Genomic DNA, 17,531 nt, shown 5'->3' with positions numbered 1-17,531 from the left:
TAAATTTACACCTACTTATTTTAATTAATAATTATCTTAATTCTGCACCTAGCTTATGCTCTAAGCTTCTTAAAATCTTATCATGGACCTTATTTACTTCAGTATCAGTTAAAGTTTTATCTGCATGTCTATAGGTTATAGCATAGGCTATACTCTTCTTACCTTCTGGAATTTGACTTCCTTTATAAACATCAAATAGTTTAGCACTTTCTAAGATGCCGCCACCTTGTTTTTTAATAGTGTCTTCTATCTCTTGTACTAGAACTCTATCATCTACTAAAACTGCAATATCTCTTGTTACTGCTGGAAATTTAGGAAGTGCTTTATGTTTTTTGTCTATCTTAGCACATTCCATTAACATATCTAAATTTAATTCAGCAACAAAACATCTTGTATCTATACCATAATTTTCACTTACATCTGGATGAATTTCACCTAAAACTCCAGAAATTTTATTTCTAAGTTTTAATGCAGCAGTTTTTCCTGGATGGAAGCTAGGGTTCTCACTTTCTCTAATAAAAATTCCATTATCTATTCCTAAAGCATTTAGTACATTTTCTACCACACCTTTAAGTTCTAAATAATCTCCCGCTCCATACATTCCTAAGGTTAAAATATTTCTTTCTTCTGGCAACTTCTCTTCATCAGTATTTTTTATATATACTTTACCTATTTCAAAAAGCATTGCACTTTCATTACTCTTTACATAGTTTCTAGCTAAAGATTCCATCATTGATGCAAGAGTAGTAGTTCTCATAACCTTGAAATCTTCTCCTAGAGGATTTCTAATTTCAACTACATTTCTAAGTTCACTATCTTGTGGAATTAAAAGTTTATCAAAAATTTTATTGCTTACAAAGGAATAACTTATAGATTGATTTATTCCACTGCCTACTAAAGCTTCTATTATTTTATCTTCTAGCTTATGCTTATCTGATTTTCCAGACTTTATAGCCTCACAATGAGGAAGGGTAGATTCAAAATTATTATATCCATGAATTCTAGCAATTTCCTCTGCTATATCCTCTTTTATATTTAGATCACTTCTAAATGTTGGACAATTAACAACTAAAACATCACCTTTAATTTCAGTATTTAAATCTAATCCATCTAAATATCTTTTCATATCTTCTTTTGATATATTACTACCTAAGAATCTATTAACCCAGTTACTATCTACTTCTAAGGTATGAGGTTCTATAACTTCATTATATATATCTATAACCCCAGTCATAACCTTACCTGCACCTAATTCTTCCACTAGGGCACATACTCTATCAATAGCTAACTTACATAGGTTTGGATCTAAATCCTTCTCAAATTTAGTTGAAGCTTCTGTTCTAAGTCCTAACTTTTTAGATGTATTTCTTATATTAAGACCATTAAAATTTGCACTTTCTAGGACTATCATAGAAGTATCTTCTTTAACCTCTGAGTTTAATCCTCCCATAACTCCTGCAAGTCCTATAGTTTTATCCCCATCCTTTATACAAAGCATAGAGCTATCTATAGTTCTTTCCTCTTCGTCTAAAGTAACAAATTTTTCTCCATCTTTTCCAGTATCAACTACTATAGTATTAGATACTATATCTCTAGCATCAAAGGCATGTAATGGTTGACCTAACTCTAACATAACAAAGTTTGTTATATCTACAATATTATTAATAGGTCTTACATCAGCTTCTAATAATCTCTCTTGCATCCACTGTGGTGATGGTTCTATCTTTATATTGCTAATTCCTTTAGCCATATATCTTCTACATAGTGGACTCTTAATTTCTACTTTATAACTATCAGTTATATTAGTTTTATCTTCTTCACTATATTTAAGATTTGGCATTTTATAAGTTAACCCTAGAGTCGCTGCTGTTTCTCTTGCCATTCCAATTATACTAAAGCAATCTGCTCTATTAGAAGTTATTTCAAAGTCAATAATAGCACTTTCAAGAGGTATTACAGACTTGATATCTACTCCAATAGATGTATCTTTAGGTAATATCATAAGTCCATGTACTGGCTCATCTCCAGCAATTCCAAGCTCTTCTTCTGAGCAGAACATACCGTTTGATACTACTCCTCTTAATTTACCTTTTTTTATTTTAAGTCCGCCATGCAGCGTTGCTCCGTGTAGTGCTACTGGAATAATATCCTGCTCCTTCATATTTGTAGCAGCAGTTACTATTTGTATTTCTTCCTCTTTGTTAATATCCACTGCACATACAACTAGTTTTTCTGCATCTGGATGTCTTTCTATCTTTGTTATCTTTCCTGTAACTACATTAGAAATTTCATCTCCTGTAAGTATAACCTCTTCAACATGAGACCCTGAAAGATTTAATGCATCTGCAAGTTCTACAGGGGAAACATTTATATCAACATAGTCTTTTAACCATTTAACTGGATACTTCATAATCTTCCTCCTTATATATTAAAACTGATTTAACAATCTCATATCACTTTCATATAATAATCTAATATCTTCAATACCGTATTTTAACATTACAATTCTATCTAATCCAAATCCGAAAGCAAAACCGCTATATTTTTCTGGATCAATTCCGCAATTTCTAAGTACTTGTGGATGCACCATACCACAGCCTACAATTTCTATCCATCCACTACCTTTACAAACTTTACATCCCTTACCTCCGCATACAAAGCAAGTTGCATCCATCTCTGCTGATGGTTCTGTAAATGGGAAGTGGTGCGGTCTAAATTTAACTTTCATGTCATCTCCAAACATCTTTTGGATAAACATTTCTAGTGTTCCCTTTAAGTCTCCAAAGGTAATATTTTCTGCCACTACTAATCCCTCAATTTGATAGAATATTGGTGAGTGAGTTGCATCTACAGCATCTGAACGATATACCTTTCCTGGTGCAATCATCTTTATTGGTGGCTTTTGATTTTCCATAGTTCTTATCTGGATTGGAGATGTCTGAGTTCTTAATACTATATTATCATTTATGTAGAAAGTATCTTGTTCTCCTCTCGCTGGATGATCCTTGTGTATATTTAAAGCTTCAAAATTGTAATGATCAAACTCTACTTCTGGTCCTTCTTCTATAGAAAAACCCATAGATAAAAATATATCATTTACTTGATCAAGAGTTAAACTTAATGGATGTTTTTTCCCCATAGTTTGTTTCTTTCCTGGCATAGAAATGTCTATTACTTCACTATTTAATTTTTCAGTCTTTTCTGCACTTCTAATAGCTACTACCTTTGTATCAATGGCACTTTCTATTTCTTCTCTTACTTCATTAGCAATTTTACCTACCACCGGTCTTTCTTCTGCTGATAGTTTTCCCATACCTCTTAAGATTGCAGTAAGCTCTCCTTTTTTCCCTAGATACTTTACTCTAATATTTTCAAGTTCAGCTTTATCTGTTACTTGACTTAGTTGTTCTAGGGCAATTTTTTTAATTTGTTCTAATTGTTCTTTCATATTCTAAGCTCCTTTCTAAAATTCATGAGTTCATTTAAAATTATGGATTAAAACTTTCTTTGGAAAAAAATTTCCACTTCATAATTAATGAAATTTCTACTTAATTCAAGTATAAATAATAGTTTCTGAAATTAAGTTTTTGCTTTATAGACATAAAAAAACCGTCCCTAAAAAGGGACGGAAAATCCGCGGTACCACCCTAATTGAGTTTTATTAAAACTCCTCTTAGTAAATCTATCGACCATAGCCGCTAATTACTACTATTACTTCATAATTAGTACTCAGAAGTGAACTTCGATATAATCCTATAAGAACAGCTTTCAGTCTTTGGCTCTTCATCCCTTATATAAAAATATATATCTACTCTCTTCGTCATTGTATAAATATTTTATTTTACTAAACCAGTTTGGATACTATTTCACTTAAATAACATTTAAATCCTAACTTGATAGAAACATTATACATATAATATATAAAAATTTCAAGTATTAATACTTTTTATTTAACTTTTGTCTTACACCTTCATATATCATAATAGATGCAGCTATAGCAACATTTAAGGATTCTGTATTTCCTAGCATAGGAATTTTAACCTTAAAGGTAGCTAAATTCATAACTTCATCACTAATGCCATTACCTTCATTACCTACAGCTATTATTGCATTATCTACTAGATTAACTTCATAAAAGTTTTTTTCTGTGTCAAGGGAACTACATACTAAATTATACCCTTCACTAATTAATCTTTTTGTGAAAACTAAATTTTCATCATGGATTATAGGAATATTAAATATGGAACCCATAGTAGCTCTTAAGGTTTTTTCATTGTATAAGTCTACTGTATCTTTACTTAAAATAACTCCCCTACAACCAGCACTATGAGCTGTTCTTATTATAGTTCCTAAATTGCCTGGATCTTGTATCTTGTCAGCTAAAATATACAGTCCTTCTTCTTTATTAAAATTTTCCTCTTTCATTTGAAGTACAGCTAAAACTCCTTGAGAATTTTCTGTACCTGAAATATTTTTAAATAGACTGTCATTTATAATAAATAATTTTTCTTCATATTTATTAATATAAAAAGAAAATTTTTCTTTAAATTTATCAACTGAGCTTTCCTTTATAAAAAGTTTATCTATAATAAAATCTGATTTAAAACCTTCTTCTAGAAATCTAAATCCTTCTACAATAAACTTCTTATTTTCAACTCTATATTTTTTTTCTTTTAATTTTTTAATTTCTTTTAATGTATTATTATCCTTACTTTTTATAACCTGCACTTATAAATCTCCTTATCTAACTAAACTTTCAATTCCGTTTAGCTCAGCAGTTCCTCCTATGGCTACTATTATATCGCCTTCCTGTATAACCTCATCTGCAGATGGAGATACCTCTATGTTATCATCTCTTTTAATAGCTACCACATTTACACTGTACCTCACTCTTAAATCTAGCTCTTTTAGAGAGTGACCTTCCCATTCCTTTGGGGTAACAATTTCTGCAATGCTAAAGTCTGGTGATAACTCTATATAATCAAGTATGTTAGAAGAACAAAGGTTATGAGCAACTCTAATTCCCATATCTCTCTCTGGGAATATAACTCTATTGGCACCTATTTTATATAAAACTTTTGCATGCAATGCATTATTAGCCTTAGTTATAATATGCTTAACATTCATTTCTTTAACTAAAAGAGTAGATAGAATATTAGCTTGAATATCAGAACCAATACTAATTATAGCCACATCAAAATTACCAATTCCAAGGGCTCTTAGGCTAACCTCATCATTTGCATCTACTTGAACAGCATGAGTAACTCTTTCTGCAATGTTTTGAACAGCTTCTTCATCTATATCTACAGCTAATACATCATTACCAAGTGCATATAAAGTCTCTGCTACTGAAGTTCCAAATCTACCTAAACCAATAACTATAAATTGTTTTTTACTCATTAATATATCCCCCTTTATCCAACTAAGATTTTATCTTCTGGATACTTAATAGAATTTCCTCTTTTACTTTTTCTTATAGAAATTGCTACAACTAATGTAAGTGGCCCAACTCTACCCGCATACATAGTTAGTGCTACTATAGCCTTACCTATAGCAGTAAGCTCTTGAGTTAATCCTAATGTTAACCCAACAGTTCCAAAGGCTGAAGTAGCTTCAAATAAATAATGTTCAAACGGAGCACCTGATGCTCTTTCTGTAATAGATAATAATATGGTTGTAGTAAACACTAACGCCAGTGCTATTACTACTACTGCTAAAGCCTTATATACAGTTTCTTTATTTATTTTTCTTTTAAATAACTCTGTATCTTCTCTTCCATTTATAACTGATAGTATTGTCATAAAAAGCACGCCCGCGGTAGAAGTTTTTATTCCCCCAGCCGTTGATCCTGGTGAACCACCAATAAACATCAACATTATGGATAAAAATGTAGATGCCATAGTCATCTTTGTCAAATCTATAGAATTAAATCCTGCTGTTCTTGGTGAAACCGATGCAAAGAATGCTGACAGCACTTTTTCTTTAATCCCCATAGGTTTTAAAGTATCTGGATTAGAAAGTTCAAATACAAGAAACATTATAAATCCAAACAAAATCAATCCTGCACTTACAGCTATTACTAGTTTAGTCTGAAGTGTTAATCTTTTAGTACGTTTATAATTAAATATATCATTCCATGCATAGAAACCTAGTCCACCAATTACTATTAAAGAAGATATAGTAAGTATTATCAAAGCATTATCACTATAGGCAGTTAAGCTACCGTAATTTCCCATAAGATCAAATCCAGCATTACAAAATGCAGAAACTGCATGAAATATACTATAATATATACCTTTAATAATTCCAAACTCAGGTATAAATTCAAAGGAAAGCAGTAAAGCTCCTATAAATTCTATTGAAAAAGTAAAAACTAATATATATCTAGCTAATTTTACTATTCCCTGAAGAGATGTTGAATTTAATGATTCCCTTATAATTAATCTTTCTTTTAAAGTTATTTTTTTACCAATAATTAATGATAAAAGTGTAGCAAAAGACATAAATCCAAGACCACCAATTTGTATTAAAATAAGTATTACTGTTTTTCCAAAATAACTCCAATAAGTACCAGTATCTACAGTAACTAATCCTGTCACACAAACTGCAGAAGTTGATGTGAAAATACAATCTATAAATGGAGTTCCTACACCTTTTATAGTAGCAATAGGTAAGCTTAATAATAGGGCACCTGTAAATATTATAGTTGCAAATCCCATAGCTATTATTTGAACTGGAGTAAAGTTTTTACGCCTTAGAACATCCCTTAATCTTAACTGCATAAATAACACCTCAAACTTTTAAAAAAATTTATCACGATTATATATTTATATATAGTTTCCCCATTTCCTTATTAAAATATATATAGTATAAAAATGTAGCCATGGCTACATTTCTATACTATATATATCCATTTATTTATTATCTTTATTTCTTATATAAAAATAATAAATAATTATGTACATTAAAATTTAGTCTAACAAAATCCAGAGACATGACATAGTCATCCTCTGGCTTTTATTTTTTATATTTAATTAATCTTATAGATGCTTCTTAGCAACTTCTACTAATTCAGCAAATGCTTTTGGATCGTTGATTGCTATTTCAGAAAGCATTTTTCTGTTTATTTCAACTCCAGCAAGCTTCATTCCATTCATGAATTTTGAATAAGAAAGATCATTCATTCTAGCAGCTGCATTTATTCTAGCTATCCATAGTTTTCTGAAATCTCTTTTCTTTAATTTTCTTCCAACATAAGCATTTCTTAATGCTCTTATTACTGATTCATTAGCTGTTTTAAATAACTTGCTTTTTCCACCGTAGTATCCTTTTGCAAGTTTTAATACTTTTTTATGTTTTTTACGACTATTCATCGCTCTTTTTACTCTTGCCATTATATTTACCTCCTAGATAACTTCCTACTATAAGTATGGTAGTAATTTCTTCATTATTTTTTCTTGAGTAGTTGAAACGTATCCTGTTTTTCTAAGATTTCTCTTAGTCTTTCTGCTCTTCTTAGTTAATATATGGCGTCTAAAAGCTTTAGATCTTTTTAACTTACCTGTTCCTGTCTTTTTAAATCTCTTTGCTGCACCTCTATGTGTTTTCATTTTTGGCATTGTAAAGTCCTCCTCTCGGTTATGCTCTTTTTGGAGCTAATATCATTATCATATTTCTTCCTTCTTGTCTAGCTGGCTTTTCAATAACATAAACATCGCCTAATTTTTCTACAAAAAGGTTTAATATCTTGTGTCCTACTTGCGAGTTTTCAATTTCTCTTCCTCTAAATCTCACAGTAACTTTAACTTTGTCTTCATCTAATAAGAACTTTCTAGCATTATTAGCTTTTATCTCAATATCGTGATCTTCTATGCTAGCACTTAGTCTAATCTCTTTAAGAGTAGTGATTTTTTGTTTCTTTTTAGCTTCTTTTTCCTTCTTTTGTTGCTCATAAACAAACTTACCAAAATCCATGATTTTGCATACCATAGGTTTTGCATTTGGAGATACTACAACTAAATCTAATTCCTTTTGTAATGCAATTTCTAATGCTTCTTTTGTAGAAATTACTCCTAGTGCTTCCCCGTCTGAGTTAATAACTCTAACTTCTTTGTCTCTTATCTCTTCATTCATCATGAAATCTTTATTTTTACTGATAACATTCACCTCCGGCTTTTAAACCACATATTTTTATCTTATATAAAATAAAAAGGACAGCAAACGCCGTCCTGTTATTACAATCATTGTAAACCAAAATTTTACCTTACTAGCAATACTGTAAGGTGAGAAACGGCAGTTTCTACTTGTTAATTAGTTATTTACTTTTTCACTAACATAGTTAATCTTACTACACCTTTATATTATTGTCAATAGGCATTTCTATAATTTCTTTAAACATTAAACATTCATTACAACCACTACAATGATAAATTCTATTCTCAAAAACTTTCTCTAGAGTATTAATTAGCTCCTTATTTTTACATCTATTAGCAGAATGTATTACTATTTTTTTCGGGCACATAGTTATTAGTCCACTTATAACTAAATCATCTTGACTAACGTCTACTATATTTTTATTTTCGCAAATTTCATTCAAAAGGGTTTCCATAATATTATTTCCAAATTCATCTCTGAGTATATATGAATCTCCTCTTTTTCCAATATACAAATCTACCTTTTCAGCCTTACTTTCTTGTATCTCAACAAAATACTTTAAAAGACTAATAAATTCATTATACTCCTTTTCTATCATATAACTTTCTACCACTTTTTCTATTATCGCATATATCTGTGGCATTAATTCCTTGGATCTAAAGTCCATAAACCCTTTAATATTTAATACGTTACCTTCTTCTATACAATTAATAATTCTATCTAAAATACTATTTTTCTTATTCATATAATATATCACAGTATCATCTATAGGTACTTCTTCTTTTAAAATTTTATATATATCCTTTTTTACAATACTTATATCGTTATAGTTAAGAAAGTTATATGTTTCATTCAGATGTTTATTAACCCTTTTTTCTAAAAATTCATTAATAATTACACCATATAAAATATTAGCTGTATAATAGTTAAATAATTTCTTAACTTCATCCTCAGTGTAATCACCATCTTCCCAATATATATGTATACATTCATCTAATTCATCATTTTCAATTTTCAAATTTATACTTTTCTTTTTTTCTCTTAAATACTCACTCATACTCTTAACTTGATTTAATACATAATCCTTATAACTATTATTTACAATGGTCAACAGTAGCATTCAATCACCCCACTTCATGTTAAGAATTTTATAGATACAGAACTTTACTTTAATATATTATGTATATTATGTGTTTTTATTTTTTACTATATACAATTTATTAAATCCAATTTATTCTACAAATAATATAACATATATGATATATTATTTTTAAGTTAGTAACAACTAACCTTAAGGTGGTGATATTTTTGAAATATGCTTTTGTAGACTTTAGAATTTCTTTTGAGGAATTATTTGCTTTAGAAAATTTAAATTGTAAAGTTATCCTTTGCGAACCATGCAATTCATTATATCCAGCTATATGTGGTCATCCTGATATTCTTATGCATTTCATTGACAATAATAATGCCATCATTCATAAGGATGCATCTTCTACCTTTGAAGAAACTCTAAAATCTCTAAATCTAACAGTATTGAGAAGCACTAGCACTTTAACTGATAAATATCCTAATGATATTATCCTTAATGCTGTAAATACTCCTGATTTTTTTATGCATAATATAAGGTATACTGATAAAACTTTATTAGAAAATATTAATCATAAGACATTAATAAATATAAATCAAGGTTATACTAAATGCTCTACTGTAGTATTATCTAATAAGGCCTTTATAACTTCTGATATATGCATTTACAAAGAATTAAATAACTGTGGATATGATGTACTCTTAATTCCACCAGGTGACATTCTTTTACCTCATTTGAATTATGGCTTTATTGGAGGAACTTGTGGTATGGTAGATTCTAAAACTATAGTTTTTTATGGAGACCTAGATTTATATCCTCACGGGAATTTAATAAAAAGATTTTTAGATAAGCATGGCATAACACCTATTTCTTTAGCCAACTCTCAATTAATTGATAGAGGTAGTATATACTTTTTAGATATTCAGTAACTCATCTATACAAAATACTACAATATGAATTTTTAATACTTAATTTTAATGCCTCTCTCTAAGAAGCACATTTATATAATGCACAAAAAAAATAAAAAAGCAAGTAAATAAATTACTTGCTTTTTTGGAGGCGCCACCCAGATTTGAACTGGGGATAAAGGCTTTGCAGGCCTCTGCCTTACCACTTGGCTATAGCGCCATATTGGAGCGGAAGACGAGATTCGAACTCGCGACGTTCACCTTGGCAAGGTGACGCTCTACCACTGAGCCACTCCCGCGTAATAATGGTGGCTCGAGCAGGAATCGAACCAGCGACACGAGGATTTTCAGTCCTCTGCTCTACCGACTGAGCTATCGAGCCAGACACAAATTTTAGAATTTATTGGCGACCCAGAAGGGACTCGAACCCTCGACCTCCGGCGTGACAGGCCGGCACTCTAACCAACTGAGCCACTGGGCCATATGGTGGTCGCAACAGGGATCGAACCTGTGACCCCCTGCTTGTAAGGCAGGTGCTCTCCCAGCTGAGCTATGCGACCAAAATTTAAATTTGTGACACCATTATTAAAAATAATCTTTGCTAAGCTTAAAAATCAATAAATCTTCCAAGTCTTAACAAAGACTATTATATTAAATTTTTAGTTTATTGTCAATATGGTTTTTAGAATTTATTATAGAAATTAGTCAATAGCTTCTAATATTTTTTTAATATCTTCTGGTTTAAAATTATAGGTTTTATTACAGAAATGGCACAATATTTCTTCTGTCTTGCCCTCATCATATATCTCTTGTAAATCATCTTTACCAATACTAATCAGTACTCTTTCAACTCTTTCTCTTGAACAGTCGCATTTATACGCTGGTACTAAAGCATCATATATTTTCAAATCCATATCTTCAAATATAAATTCTAATATTTCTTCTATAGTCATTCCCTTCTCTATCATAGCTGTTACTGATGGAACTTCTTCCAATCTATAAGTTATAATATCTGCTAAGAATTCTGATGCACCTGGCATCATTTGTATAATAAATCCCCCAGCAGCTTTTATAGATAAATCCGTATCTACCAATACTCCTAAAGCAACAGCAGATGGTGTTTGCTCAGATACCGTAAAGTAATACGCTATATCATCGCCTACTTCTCCTGTATATATAGGCACTTGACCTACATAAGGTTCTTTAAGCCCCATATCCTTAATTACTTTTAGATATCCATTTTTACCTATAGCACCACCAACTTCTAATTTACCTTTTTCATTTAAAGGTAAATCCACTTTTGGGTTTCCTATATATCCTTTAACACTTCCATCATGATGGGCAGTAACAGTAACACCTTTTGCTTCTCCACCACCATCTATTTGAATAGTTAAACTATCAGTATCATTTTTTAGCATAGCACCCATTAAAACCCCACCAGTTAACATTCTCCCTACTGCTGCTGAAGCTGTTGGCATACATTCATGAGTTTTAGTTGCTTCATTCACTAATTCAGTAGTAATAGCTGCAATTATTCTTACTTGGCCATCCTTTGCAGTGGCTCTAATTAATTTATCTTTCATTACTCTAACATCCTTTCTTACTCAAAACATAGGTTATTCTTTGTGTATTCTCGCCTATGGCAACTTCTTCATAGCAATTAAGTTTTTTTTCTATGACAAGGTTTGCTTCTTTTATAAATTTTTCTATTTTACTCTCACTATAGGCTCTCTCTCTGTGATGTTCATCAAATCTATGATACACTTGTCCTTCTTTAACAAAAAAGGTTAAGTACATATCAACAATATCCTCTTGTAATTGATTTTCCCAAATATATACCACATCTTCTCTGTCATAGTTAAAGCTATTATTTCCTAATATATTTTTTATTTTGTACTCTGTATTAATGTCAAAAATAAAAACGCCATCATCCTTTAAGTGTTTATTAACTGACACAAAATATAATTGAAGTTTTTCATCCTCAATTATATAATTAGTAGAATCCAATCCACAGGTTATCAGATCAAACTGCTTTTTAAGATTAAAAGTACATATATCTTGGCACATAACCTTAGCTTTAATTCCTTCTGCCTTTAATTTTTCATCAGCAATAGATAACATATACTCTGATAAATCTATAGCCGTTGTAAATATGAAGTTTTTCCCAATTAACTTGGTAAAATTCCCTGTACCACAAGCTAAATCTAAATACTCTCTTCTTCCAACATTATATTCCTTGCAAATCTCAATAATTTTATCTGCCCAACCTCTATAATTGATATCTTCATTAATAAGTTCATCGTATATATCAGCAAAATCATTATAACAGTCCATAGGTTCACCATCTTTTCTATATAATCACCTATTTATTTTACATTACTTTTTTTATTTTGTCTAAGAATTCTTCCATGACCATGTAACAAATCTCATATCTATATGTTTATTCATGAACTAAGCTATAATTATATCTCTTCACTAAATTAATATAATTTATCTTAATTATTCTAACAAAGTCTTAGTTAAACTTGATTATTATTAGTATATTATATAAAACTAAAAAAACTCATCATTCTTGGGAATATTTAGACCCTTCTTCTTTTTGGTCATCATACCTCCAATTCTCCCCGTTTCTTCTGCAGTTAAACTACTCCATCCAAATTCATTTACTTTTTCAGCCAAACCTAATTCTTCTACTATATCATATTTTATTTGCTCTCTTAAAGCCTCCTGTGGAGTTAATTCTTTATTAGCTTTTAATTTAGATTTTATTACTTTTTTTATAGGAGTCTTACCCACAAGCTTCCACCTCCGCGTTATTAAAATATAGTTTTAATGTAATAACTATATTTTCTACCATAGACTTTTTTTTATTCATTTCCTTTATAAATTCTACATTAGTTATTCATCCATCCCCTATGTATTATCAAAATAAATAATTAATCTCATTACATATTTTCACTCAAATAAATATATTTACATATAGTAGTTTTTTATGTATAATTATATATTATAACAATTAAATCTAATTATTATTTTAATATGAAATATTCACTATATTATTTCATATAATTTCATATGAATTAATATTTTTTTCAATATCATTAATTATCTATCATCATTATTGTGAACTCTATTTCATTTTTCACTTATTAGCTTCACAAACTTTTATATTTGTGAAATATATATTTATAACTTTACCAAACCTTATTCAAATTAAATATAACCATTTTTAGTTTAACTTACATTACTTTTGCAAAATTTTTAATAATATCTCATCTTCGTTGATATGACATAATTCTTTAATTAGAGAATTATATTAGCATTGCTAATATTTTCATATTATAAATAGGGGGAAATATTTATGAAAAGCAAAAATATCTTAGCTTGTATTCTTACTTTATCCATAGCATCAACTATAATACTTGGATGTGGTAGATCAAGCAGTTCAGAGAACTCCAAGAAAACTAAAGAAGGCACTATTGATGAAAATCAATATATTAATGTACTGTTAGGTGCAGAACCACAAAGTCTAGACCCTTCAAAAACTTATGATGTCTATTCATCATACATCCATACTAATACTATGGAGGCTTTAACTAGATTAGGCGTAGATGAAGATGGTAATGACTTAGTTAAAGAAGGAATATCTAATAAATGGACTCAATCCGAAAATGGCTTAACTTGGACATTTAAATTGAGAGATGCTAAATGGAGTGATGGGCAACCTGTTACTGCAGATCAGTTTGTGTATGGTATCACTAGAACATTAGATCCAAATGTTGCTTCTCCAATGGGATATTTGCTTTATCCAATAAAAAATGCCGCTAAATTCAATGCTGGTAAAGCAAAAGCTGAAGAAGTTGGTGTAAAAGCCATTGATGATCACACTTTAGAAATCACATTAGAATCACCTTGTGCATATTTCTTAAACATGACTTACTTGAAAATAATGGAACCTCAAAGAAAAGACTTAATAGAAAAACATGCAGATAAATATGGCTCAGATGCAGACACTTTAATCTTCACTGGTCCATTTAAAATCTCTGAATGGGTACACAACAACAAAATTGAATTAGTAAAAAACCCCGAATATTGGGATGCTGAAAATGTAAAACTTGATAAAGCTACAATGAAAATAATTAAAGAAGAATCTGCTAGAATGAATGAAATATTTAATGGTTCTTTAGATTTAGCTAATGTAAGTTCCAAGGATTGGATTAACAAATTAAATGAAACCGGAAATTTTACAGTCAAAAAAGGTTACGATACTTCAATATGCTATAATTTTTTTAACCAAGAAAACAGATACTTCAAAAATGCAAAAATAAGAAAAGCTTTTCTCATAGCTGAAGACCGTGAAGGTGCAGTTTCAGCATTGTATAGAAACTTAGCAGAACCTTGTACAGCTTGGGTTCCACCATCAGTTAAAGTAGGTGAGGAAGAGTTTAGAAGTGCTACTGATTTTAATCCGGTAACCGAGCTAATAAAAGAAAATCCAGACCCTAAAAAATTACTTATAGAGGGTTTAAAGGAAGAAGGTTTAGATCCAGATCCTTCAAAGCATACTATTAAACTTCTTCAATCTGGCACTAGTTCTTACAGTAAAGAAATGGCAGAATTTTCTCAGGAGAATTATAATAAAACATTAGGAGTTAACATTGATGTAGATTATGTGGAATGGGCAATTTTCTGCGATAGGACAGATAACATGGATTATGAATTAGCAGGAATGTCAGTTACTGCCGATTATAATGATCCACTAACTTATTTTGATATGTTCCTTCATGATACTGCTTCCGTTAAAACTGGATGGAAGAACGATAAATATGAAGAGTTAATACAAAAAGCTAGAACCACTTCAGATCAAGAAGCAAGAAAGAAGTTATTCCAAGAAGCAGAAAAAATTTTTATTTATGAAGATGCAGTGTGTAGTCCAACTACGTGGAGATTCAAAAATACTTATATTTATAATTATGTTAAAAATTATACTTCTCCAACCTTTGGATCTTTAGATTTAAAAGAAGTGTATACAGAAGGTAGACCATAATATAGAATTATAAAATAAAACTGTGTTTATATTACTTAAAGAACCTAATTAAACACAGTTTTTTATTGTATTTGTTAAAAACTACAGAAAAGGCTATCTCAAAGAAATGAGATAGCCTTTTTAAAATTATAATACTATTTTATATTATTTTCTACCTGAAGTGTAAGTGTATTTTAAATCAACTGTTCCAAATAATGGAGCACTGTAACTCTTAACATACTTTCTTACATATGTGTTTTTAAATCTCCAAGATTCTGGACTTATAACAGCATCTTCATATAATAAAATTCTTTCTGCTTGTTTAAACAATTCTGTTCTTTCTGCTGGATCTACAGTTTTTGCTGCATCAGCTATAAGCTTATCGTATTTAGGATTTGACCATCCTGTCATTACAACGTTAGCACCAGTTACCCAGAAATCAAGGAATGTGTTAGGGTCATTGTAGTCACCACCCCATGCCATAGCTGCTACTTGATAATCAAAGTTATCAGTTCTTTCTTGGAATTGTGCCCACTCAACATAATCAACTTTTACTTTTACACCAAGTTTATCTTCATAAACACGTTGTTGGAATTCAGCCCATACCTTATTTTCAGCTGAAGTACCTGATTCTAAGTAGTTGATAGTTACTTTAGATGGATCATCTCCAAGTCCTAATTCTTTCATTCCTTCAATTAATAGAGCCTTTGGATCTGGATTTTCATCTAGAAGATCCTTAACTGGTGCATCACTTACTTTATCTCTGTAATCTTCTCCACCTATTTGTACTTTAGGAGGTACAAAAGACATAGCTGGCTCTCCTAGACCTTTTCTTAAAGTCTTAATTTTATTTTCTCTATCTTCAGCTACCATAAATGCTTTTCTTACCTTAGCATTACTAAATAACTTATCTTTATGGTTGAAGAAAGTATAAGTAGTAGAACCATCATATCCTTTTTTAGCCTCATACTCACCAGTTTTATCAAACTTTTCTATCCATTCTGGTTTAGATACTCCAGCCATATCTAATGAACCATTAAGTAATTCATTCATTTGAGCAGATTCTTCTTTAATAATTTTCATTGTAGCTTTATCAAGTTTTACATTTTTAGCATCCCAATATTCTGGATTTTTAGTAAATTCAATCTTATTGTTGTGTACCCACTCAGAGATTATGAATGGTCCACTATATACCATTGTATTTGCTTCAGAGCCATATTTATCGCCATGTTCTTTTACTATATCCTCTCTTTGTGGTTGCATTACTTTAAAGTATGTTAAATCTAAGAAGTATGGACATGGTGAATTTAATGTAAATTCAATTGTTTTATCATCTACAGCTTTAATACCTAAATCTTCTGCTTTAGCTTTACCTGCGTTGAATTCTGAAGCATTTTTGATTGGGTATAAAAGGAATGCATATGGTGATGCAGTATTTTGATCTAAAGTTCTAGTGATACCATAAACGAAGTCTTTTGCAGTAATTGCTTTTCCATCACTCCATTTAGCATCTCTTAATTTAAATGTCCAAACTGATTTATCATCGTTAGGTGTCCAACTTTCAGCTATACCTTCTATGATTTTATCTTTTCCAGTTTCGTCTTGAATAATTCTTGTTAATGCCTCTTGGCTGTTTGCAAGAACTTGTGATGAATACATATCACTTGATTTTGATTGATCAATTGTCTTTGGTTCAGCCCTCAATAATAAGTTAAGATACTGTTCTTTATCCATATCTCCAGAAGCAGCAGTCTCTCCACCTTTGCCCTCATCTTTTTTGTCATCTTTACCACAACCTACTAAAGCAACAGAAGTTACCATAGATACAGCTAGTAAAGCAGCTAATATTTTTTTGCTTTTCATGAATAATCCCCCTTCATTAATCATCAATATAATAGATATAATGTCATATCCATCTGATTTAAATTTATTATATATTAACACTTTCACTATTGCAATACCCATTATCTGAATATTTATAAGATTACCTCAATTCGACTTATTATCTTATATAAGTGCAAATATCTTATGAAATATTAATACAACCTCTCATTTTGATTAATTATATTAATATTTTTTTAATTAAAATTTATTTATTAATTTATTTTACTTTTTTTCGTTTGTTTATTTTTCTTTTTTCTTCTTTTTTCTCTATTAATCGGGTTTTATTTGCATTTAAATTCGAAATTTGTAATACGAATTTTATCATTTAATCACTACATATATTATATATATTATAGTATTTTAGATAATATTGACTTCTTTCCCCTAACTTTATAATGCATTAAATTAGAATTTTCTTATAAAGCCCACTTTTATAGGCAAAAACATCAAAGCATCTAAAAAAAGTGAAGCA

At 30.1% G+C, this 17,531-nt stretch carries 15 protein-coding genes, 5 tRNA genes and 2 other annotated features; of the genes, 2 read left to right on the top strand and 18 right to left on the bottom strand.

Features of this window, described 5'->3' with window-relative positions:
• Positions 1 to 31 precede the first annotated feature (31 nt).
• The 9 genes from pheT to ytxC form a co-directional block, all read right to left on the bottom strand.
• Positions 32 to 2,410, bottom strand: coding sequence for a phenylalanine--tRNA ligase subunit beta (gene pheT, locus B2P65_RS02515; protein ID WP_346879533.1), 2,379 nt, complete (start codon positions 2,408 to 2,410; stop codon positions 32 to 34).
• Positions 2,411 to 2,428: 18 nt separating this feature from the next.
• Complete coding sequence (gene pheS, locus B2P65_RS02510) at positions 2,429 to 3,448, bottom strand: phenylalanine--tRNA ligase subunit alpha (protein WP_346879532.1); 1,020 nt, start codon at positions 3,446 to 3,448, stop codon at positions 2,429 to 2,431.
• 170 nt (positions 3,449 to 3,618) lie between these two features.
• Positions 3,619 to 3,833: a binding site (T-box leader), on the bottom strand.
• 103 nt (positions 3,834 to 3,936) lie between these two features.
• Complete coding sequence (locus tag B2P65_RS02505) at positions 3,937 to 4,728, bottom strand: RNA methyltransferase (RefSeq protein ID WP_346877765.1); 792 nt, start codon at positions 4,726 to 4,728, stop codon at positions 3,937 to 3,939.
• A 12-nt stretch (positions 4,729 to 4,740) separates the two neighbouring features.
• On the bottom strand, positions 4,741 to 5,400 hold the full coding sequence (locus tag B2P65_RS02500) for a TrkA family potassium uptake protein (protein WP_346848593.1): 660 nt from the start codon (positions 5,398 to 5,400) through the stop codon (positions 4,741 to 4,743).
• Between the two features lie 14 nt (positions 5,401 to 5,414).
• Positions 5,415 to 6,782 (bottom strand): TrkH family potassium uptake protein, encoded by a 1,368-nt coding sequence (locus B2P65_RS02495; RefSeq protein WP_346848592.1) that lies wholly within the window; start codon positions 6,780 to 6,782, stop codon positions 5,415 to 5,417.
• A gap of 258 nt (positions 6,783 to 7,040) precedes the next feature.
• Positions 7,041 to 7,394, bottom strand: a complete 354-nt coding sequence (gene rplT / locus B2P65_RS02490; RefSeq protein WP_035135825.1) for a 50S ribosomal protein L20 — start codon at positions 7,392 to 7,394, stop codon at positions 7,041 to 7,043.
• A 27-nt stretch (positions 7,395 to 7,421) separates the two neighbouring features.
• Positions 7,422 to 7,619: a 50S ribosomal protein L35 gene (rpmI, locus tag B2P65_RS02485; protein WP_035135823.1), complete on the bottom strand. Its 198-nt coding sequence runs from the start codon at positions 7,617 to 7,619 to the stop codon at positions 7,422 to 7,424.
• A gap of 19 nt (positions 7,620 to 7,638) precedes the next feature.
• The gene (gene infC / locus B2P65_RS02480) at positions 7,639 to 8,166 is read right to left on the bottom strand and encodes a translation initiation factor IF-3 (RefSeq protein WP_035135821.1); all 528 of its coding nucleotides are present in this window, start codon (positions 8,164 to 8,166) and stop codon (positions 7,639 to 7,641) included.
• 33 nt (positions 8,167 to 8,199) lie between these two features.
• Positions 8,200 to 8,311, bottom strand: a sequence feature (ribosomal protein L20 leader region).
• Positions 8,312 to 8,347: 36 nt separating this feature from the next.
• The gene (gene ytxC / locus B2P65_RS02475; RefSeq protein WP_346848591.1) at positions 8,348 to 9,274 is read right to left on the bottom strand and encodes a putative sporulation protein YtxC; all 927 of its coding nucleotides are present in this window, start codon (positions 9,272 to 9,274) and stop codon (positions 8,348 to 8,350) included.
• 188 nt (positions 9,275 to 9,462) lie between these two features.
• Between ytxC and B2P65_RS02470 the strand changes: the two genes are divergently transcribed.
• Positions 9,463 to 10,170 carry a DUF6873 family GME fold protein gene (locus B2P65_RS02470; protein ID WP_346848590.1) on the top strand — a complete coding sequence of 236 codons (708 nt, stop codon included), beginning with the start codon at positions 9,463 to 9,465 and terminating at the stop codon, positions 10,168 to 10,170.
• Between the two features lie 125 nt (positions 10,171 to 10,295).
• Here the strand turns inward: B2P65_RS02470 and B2P65_RS02465 are convergent.
• The 8 genes from B2P65_RS02465 to B2P65_RS02430 all read right to left on the bottom strand — a co-directional run bounded on the left by B2P65_RS02465 (position 10,296) and on the right by B2P65_RS02430 (position 12,945).
• Positions 10,296 to 10,369, bottom strand: a tRNA-Cys gene (locus B2P65_RS02465).
• A 4-nt stretch (positions 10,370 to 10,373) separates the two neighbouring features.
• Positions 10,374 to 10,448 (bottom strand) — tRNA-Gly (locus B2P65_RS02460).
• Positions 10,449 to 10,455: 7 nt separating this feature from the next.
• Positions 10,456 to 10,531: transfer RNA gene (locus B2P65_RS02455), tRNA-Phe, on the bottom strand.
• A 22-nt stretch (positions 10,532 to 10,553) separates the two neighbouring features.
• Positions 10,554 to 10,630 (bottom strand) — tRNA-Asp (locus B2P65_RS02450).
• Between the two features lie 3 nt (positions 10,631 to 10,633).
• Positions 10,634 to 10,709 (bottom strand) — tRNA-Val (locus B2P65_RS02445).
• Between the two features lie 141 nt (positions 10,710 to 10,850).
• Entirely contained in the window at positions 10,851 to 11,732 is an 882-nt protein-coding gene (gene hslO, locus B2P65_RS02440) for an Hsp33 family molecular chaperone HslO (RefSeq protein ID WP_346848589.1), read from the bottom strand.
• A gap of 4 nt (positions 11,733 to 11,736) precedes the next feature.
• Positions 11,737 to 12,483: a class I SAM-dependent methyltransferase gene (locus B2P65_RS02435; protein WP_346848588.1), complete on the bottom strand. Its 747-nt coding sequence runs from the start codon at positions 12,481 to 12,483 to the stop codon at positions 11,737 to 11,739.
• A 219-nt stretch (positions 12,484 to 12,702) separates the two neighbouring features.
• Positions 12,703 to 12,945, bottom strand: a complete 243-nt coding sequence (locus B2P65_RS02430) for a small, acid-soluble spore protein, alpha/beta type (protein ID WP_346848587.1) — start codon at positions 12,943 to 12,945, stop codon at positions 12,703 to 12,705.
• A 565-nt stretch (positions 12,946 to 13,510) separates the two neighbouring features.
• Here B2P65_RS02430 and B2P65_RS02425 point away from each other — a divergent pair.
• Positions 13,511 to 15,196: a peptide ABC transporter substrate-binding protein gene (locus tag B2P65_RS02425; protein WP_346879531.1), complete on the top strand. Its 1,686-nt coding sequence runs from the start codon at positions 13,511 to 13,513 to the stop codon at positions 15,194 to 15,196.
• Positions 15,197 to 15,340: 144 nt separating this feature from the next.
• Here B2P65_RS02425 and B2P65_RS02420 read toward each other — a convergent pair whose 3' ends face one another.
• Positions 15,341 to 17,038 carry a peptide ABC transporter substrate-binding protein gene (locus tag B2P65_RS02420; protein WP_346879530.1) on the bottom strand — a complete coding sequence of 566 codons (1,698 nt, stop codon included), beginning with the start codon at positions 17,036 to 17,038 and terminating at the stop codon, positions 15,341 to 15,343.
• Positions 17,039 to 17,531: the final 493 nt, after the last annotated feature.

Origin of the sequence: Clostridium sp. UBA3061 (assembly GCF_002367465.1) — a bacterium.
GTDB classification, from domain to species: domain Bacteria; phylum Bacillota; class Clostridia; order Clostridiales; family Clostridiaceae; genus Clostridium_J; species Clostridium_J sulfidigenes.
The sequence above is the reverse complement of the archived record's forward strand: the minus strand, read 5'-3'. Positions and strand labels throughout refer to the sequence as shown.

Coding starts and splice junctions, on each gene's coding strand:
- rplT (WP_035135825.1), bottom strand. CDS start 7,394: ATGGCAAGAGTAAAAAGAGCGATGAATAGTCGTAAAAAACATAAAAAA.
- ytxC (WP_346848591.1), bottom strand. CDS start 9,274: ATGCTACTGTTGACCATTGTAAATAATAGTTATAAGGATTATGTATTA.
- B2P65_RS02425 (WP_346879531.1), top strand. CDS start 13,511: ATGAAAAGCAAAAATATCTTAGCTTGTATTCTTACTTTATCCATAGCA.
- hslO (WP_346848589.1), bottom strand. CDS start 11,732: ATGAAAGATAAATTAATTAGAGCCACTGCAAAGGATGGCCAAGTAAGA.
- B2P65_RS02420 (WP_346879530.1), bottom strand. CDS start 17,038: ATGAAAAGCAAAAAAATATTAGCTGCTTTACTAGCTGTATCTATGGTA.
- pheS (WP_346879532.1), bottom strand. CDS start 3,448: ATGAAAGAACAATTAGAACAAATTAAAAAAATTGCCCTAGAACAACTA.
- B2P65_RS02435 (WP_346848588.1), bottom strand. CDS start 12,483: ATGGACTGTTATAATGATTTTGCTGATATATACGATGAACTTATTAAT.
- rpmI (WP_035135823.1), bottom strand. CDS start 7,619: ATGCCAAAAATGAAAACACATAGAGGTGCAGCAAAGAGATTTAAAAAG.
- B2P65_RS02500 (WP_346848593.1), bottom strand. CDS start 5,400: ATGAGTAAAAAACAATTTATAGTTATTGGTTTAGGTAGATTTGGAACT.
- pheT (WP_346879533.1), bottom strand. CDS start 2,410: ATGAAGTATCCAGTTAAATGGTTAAAAGACTATGTTGATATAAATGTT.
- B2P65_RS02495 (WP_346848592.1), bottom strand. CDS start 6,782: ATGCAGTTAAGATTAAGGGATGTTCTAAGGCGTAAAAACTTTACTCCA.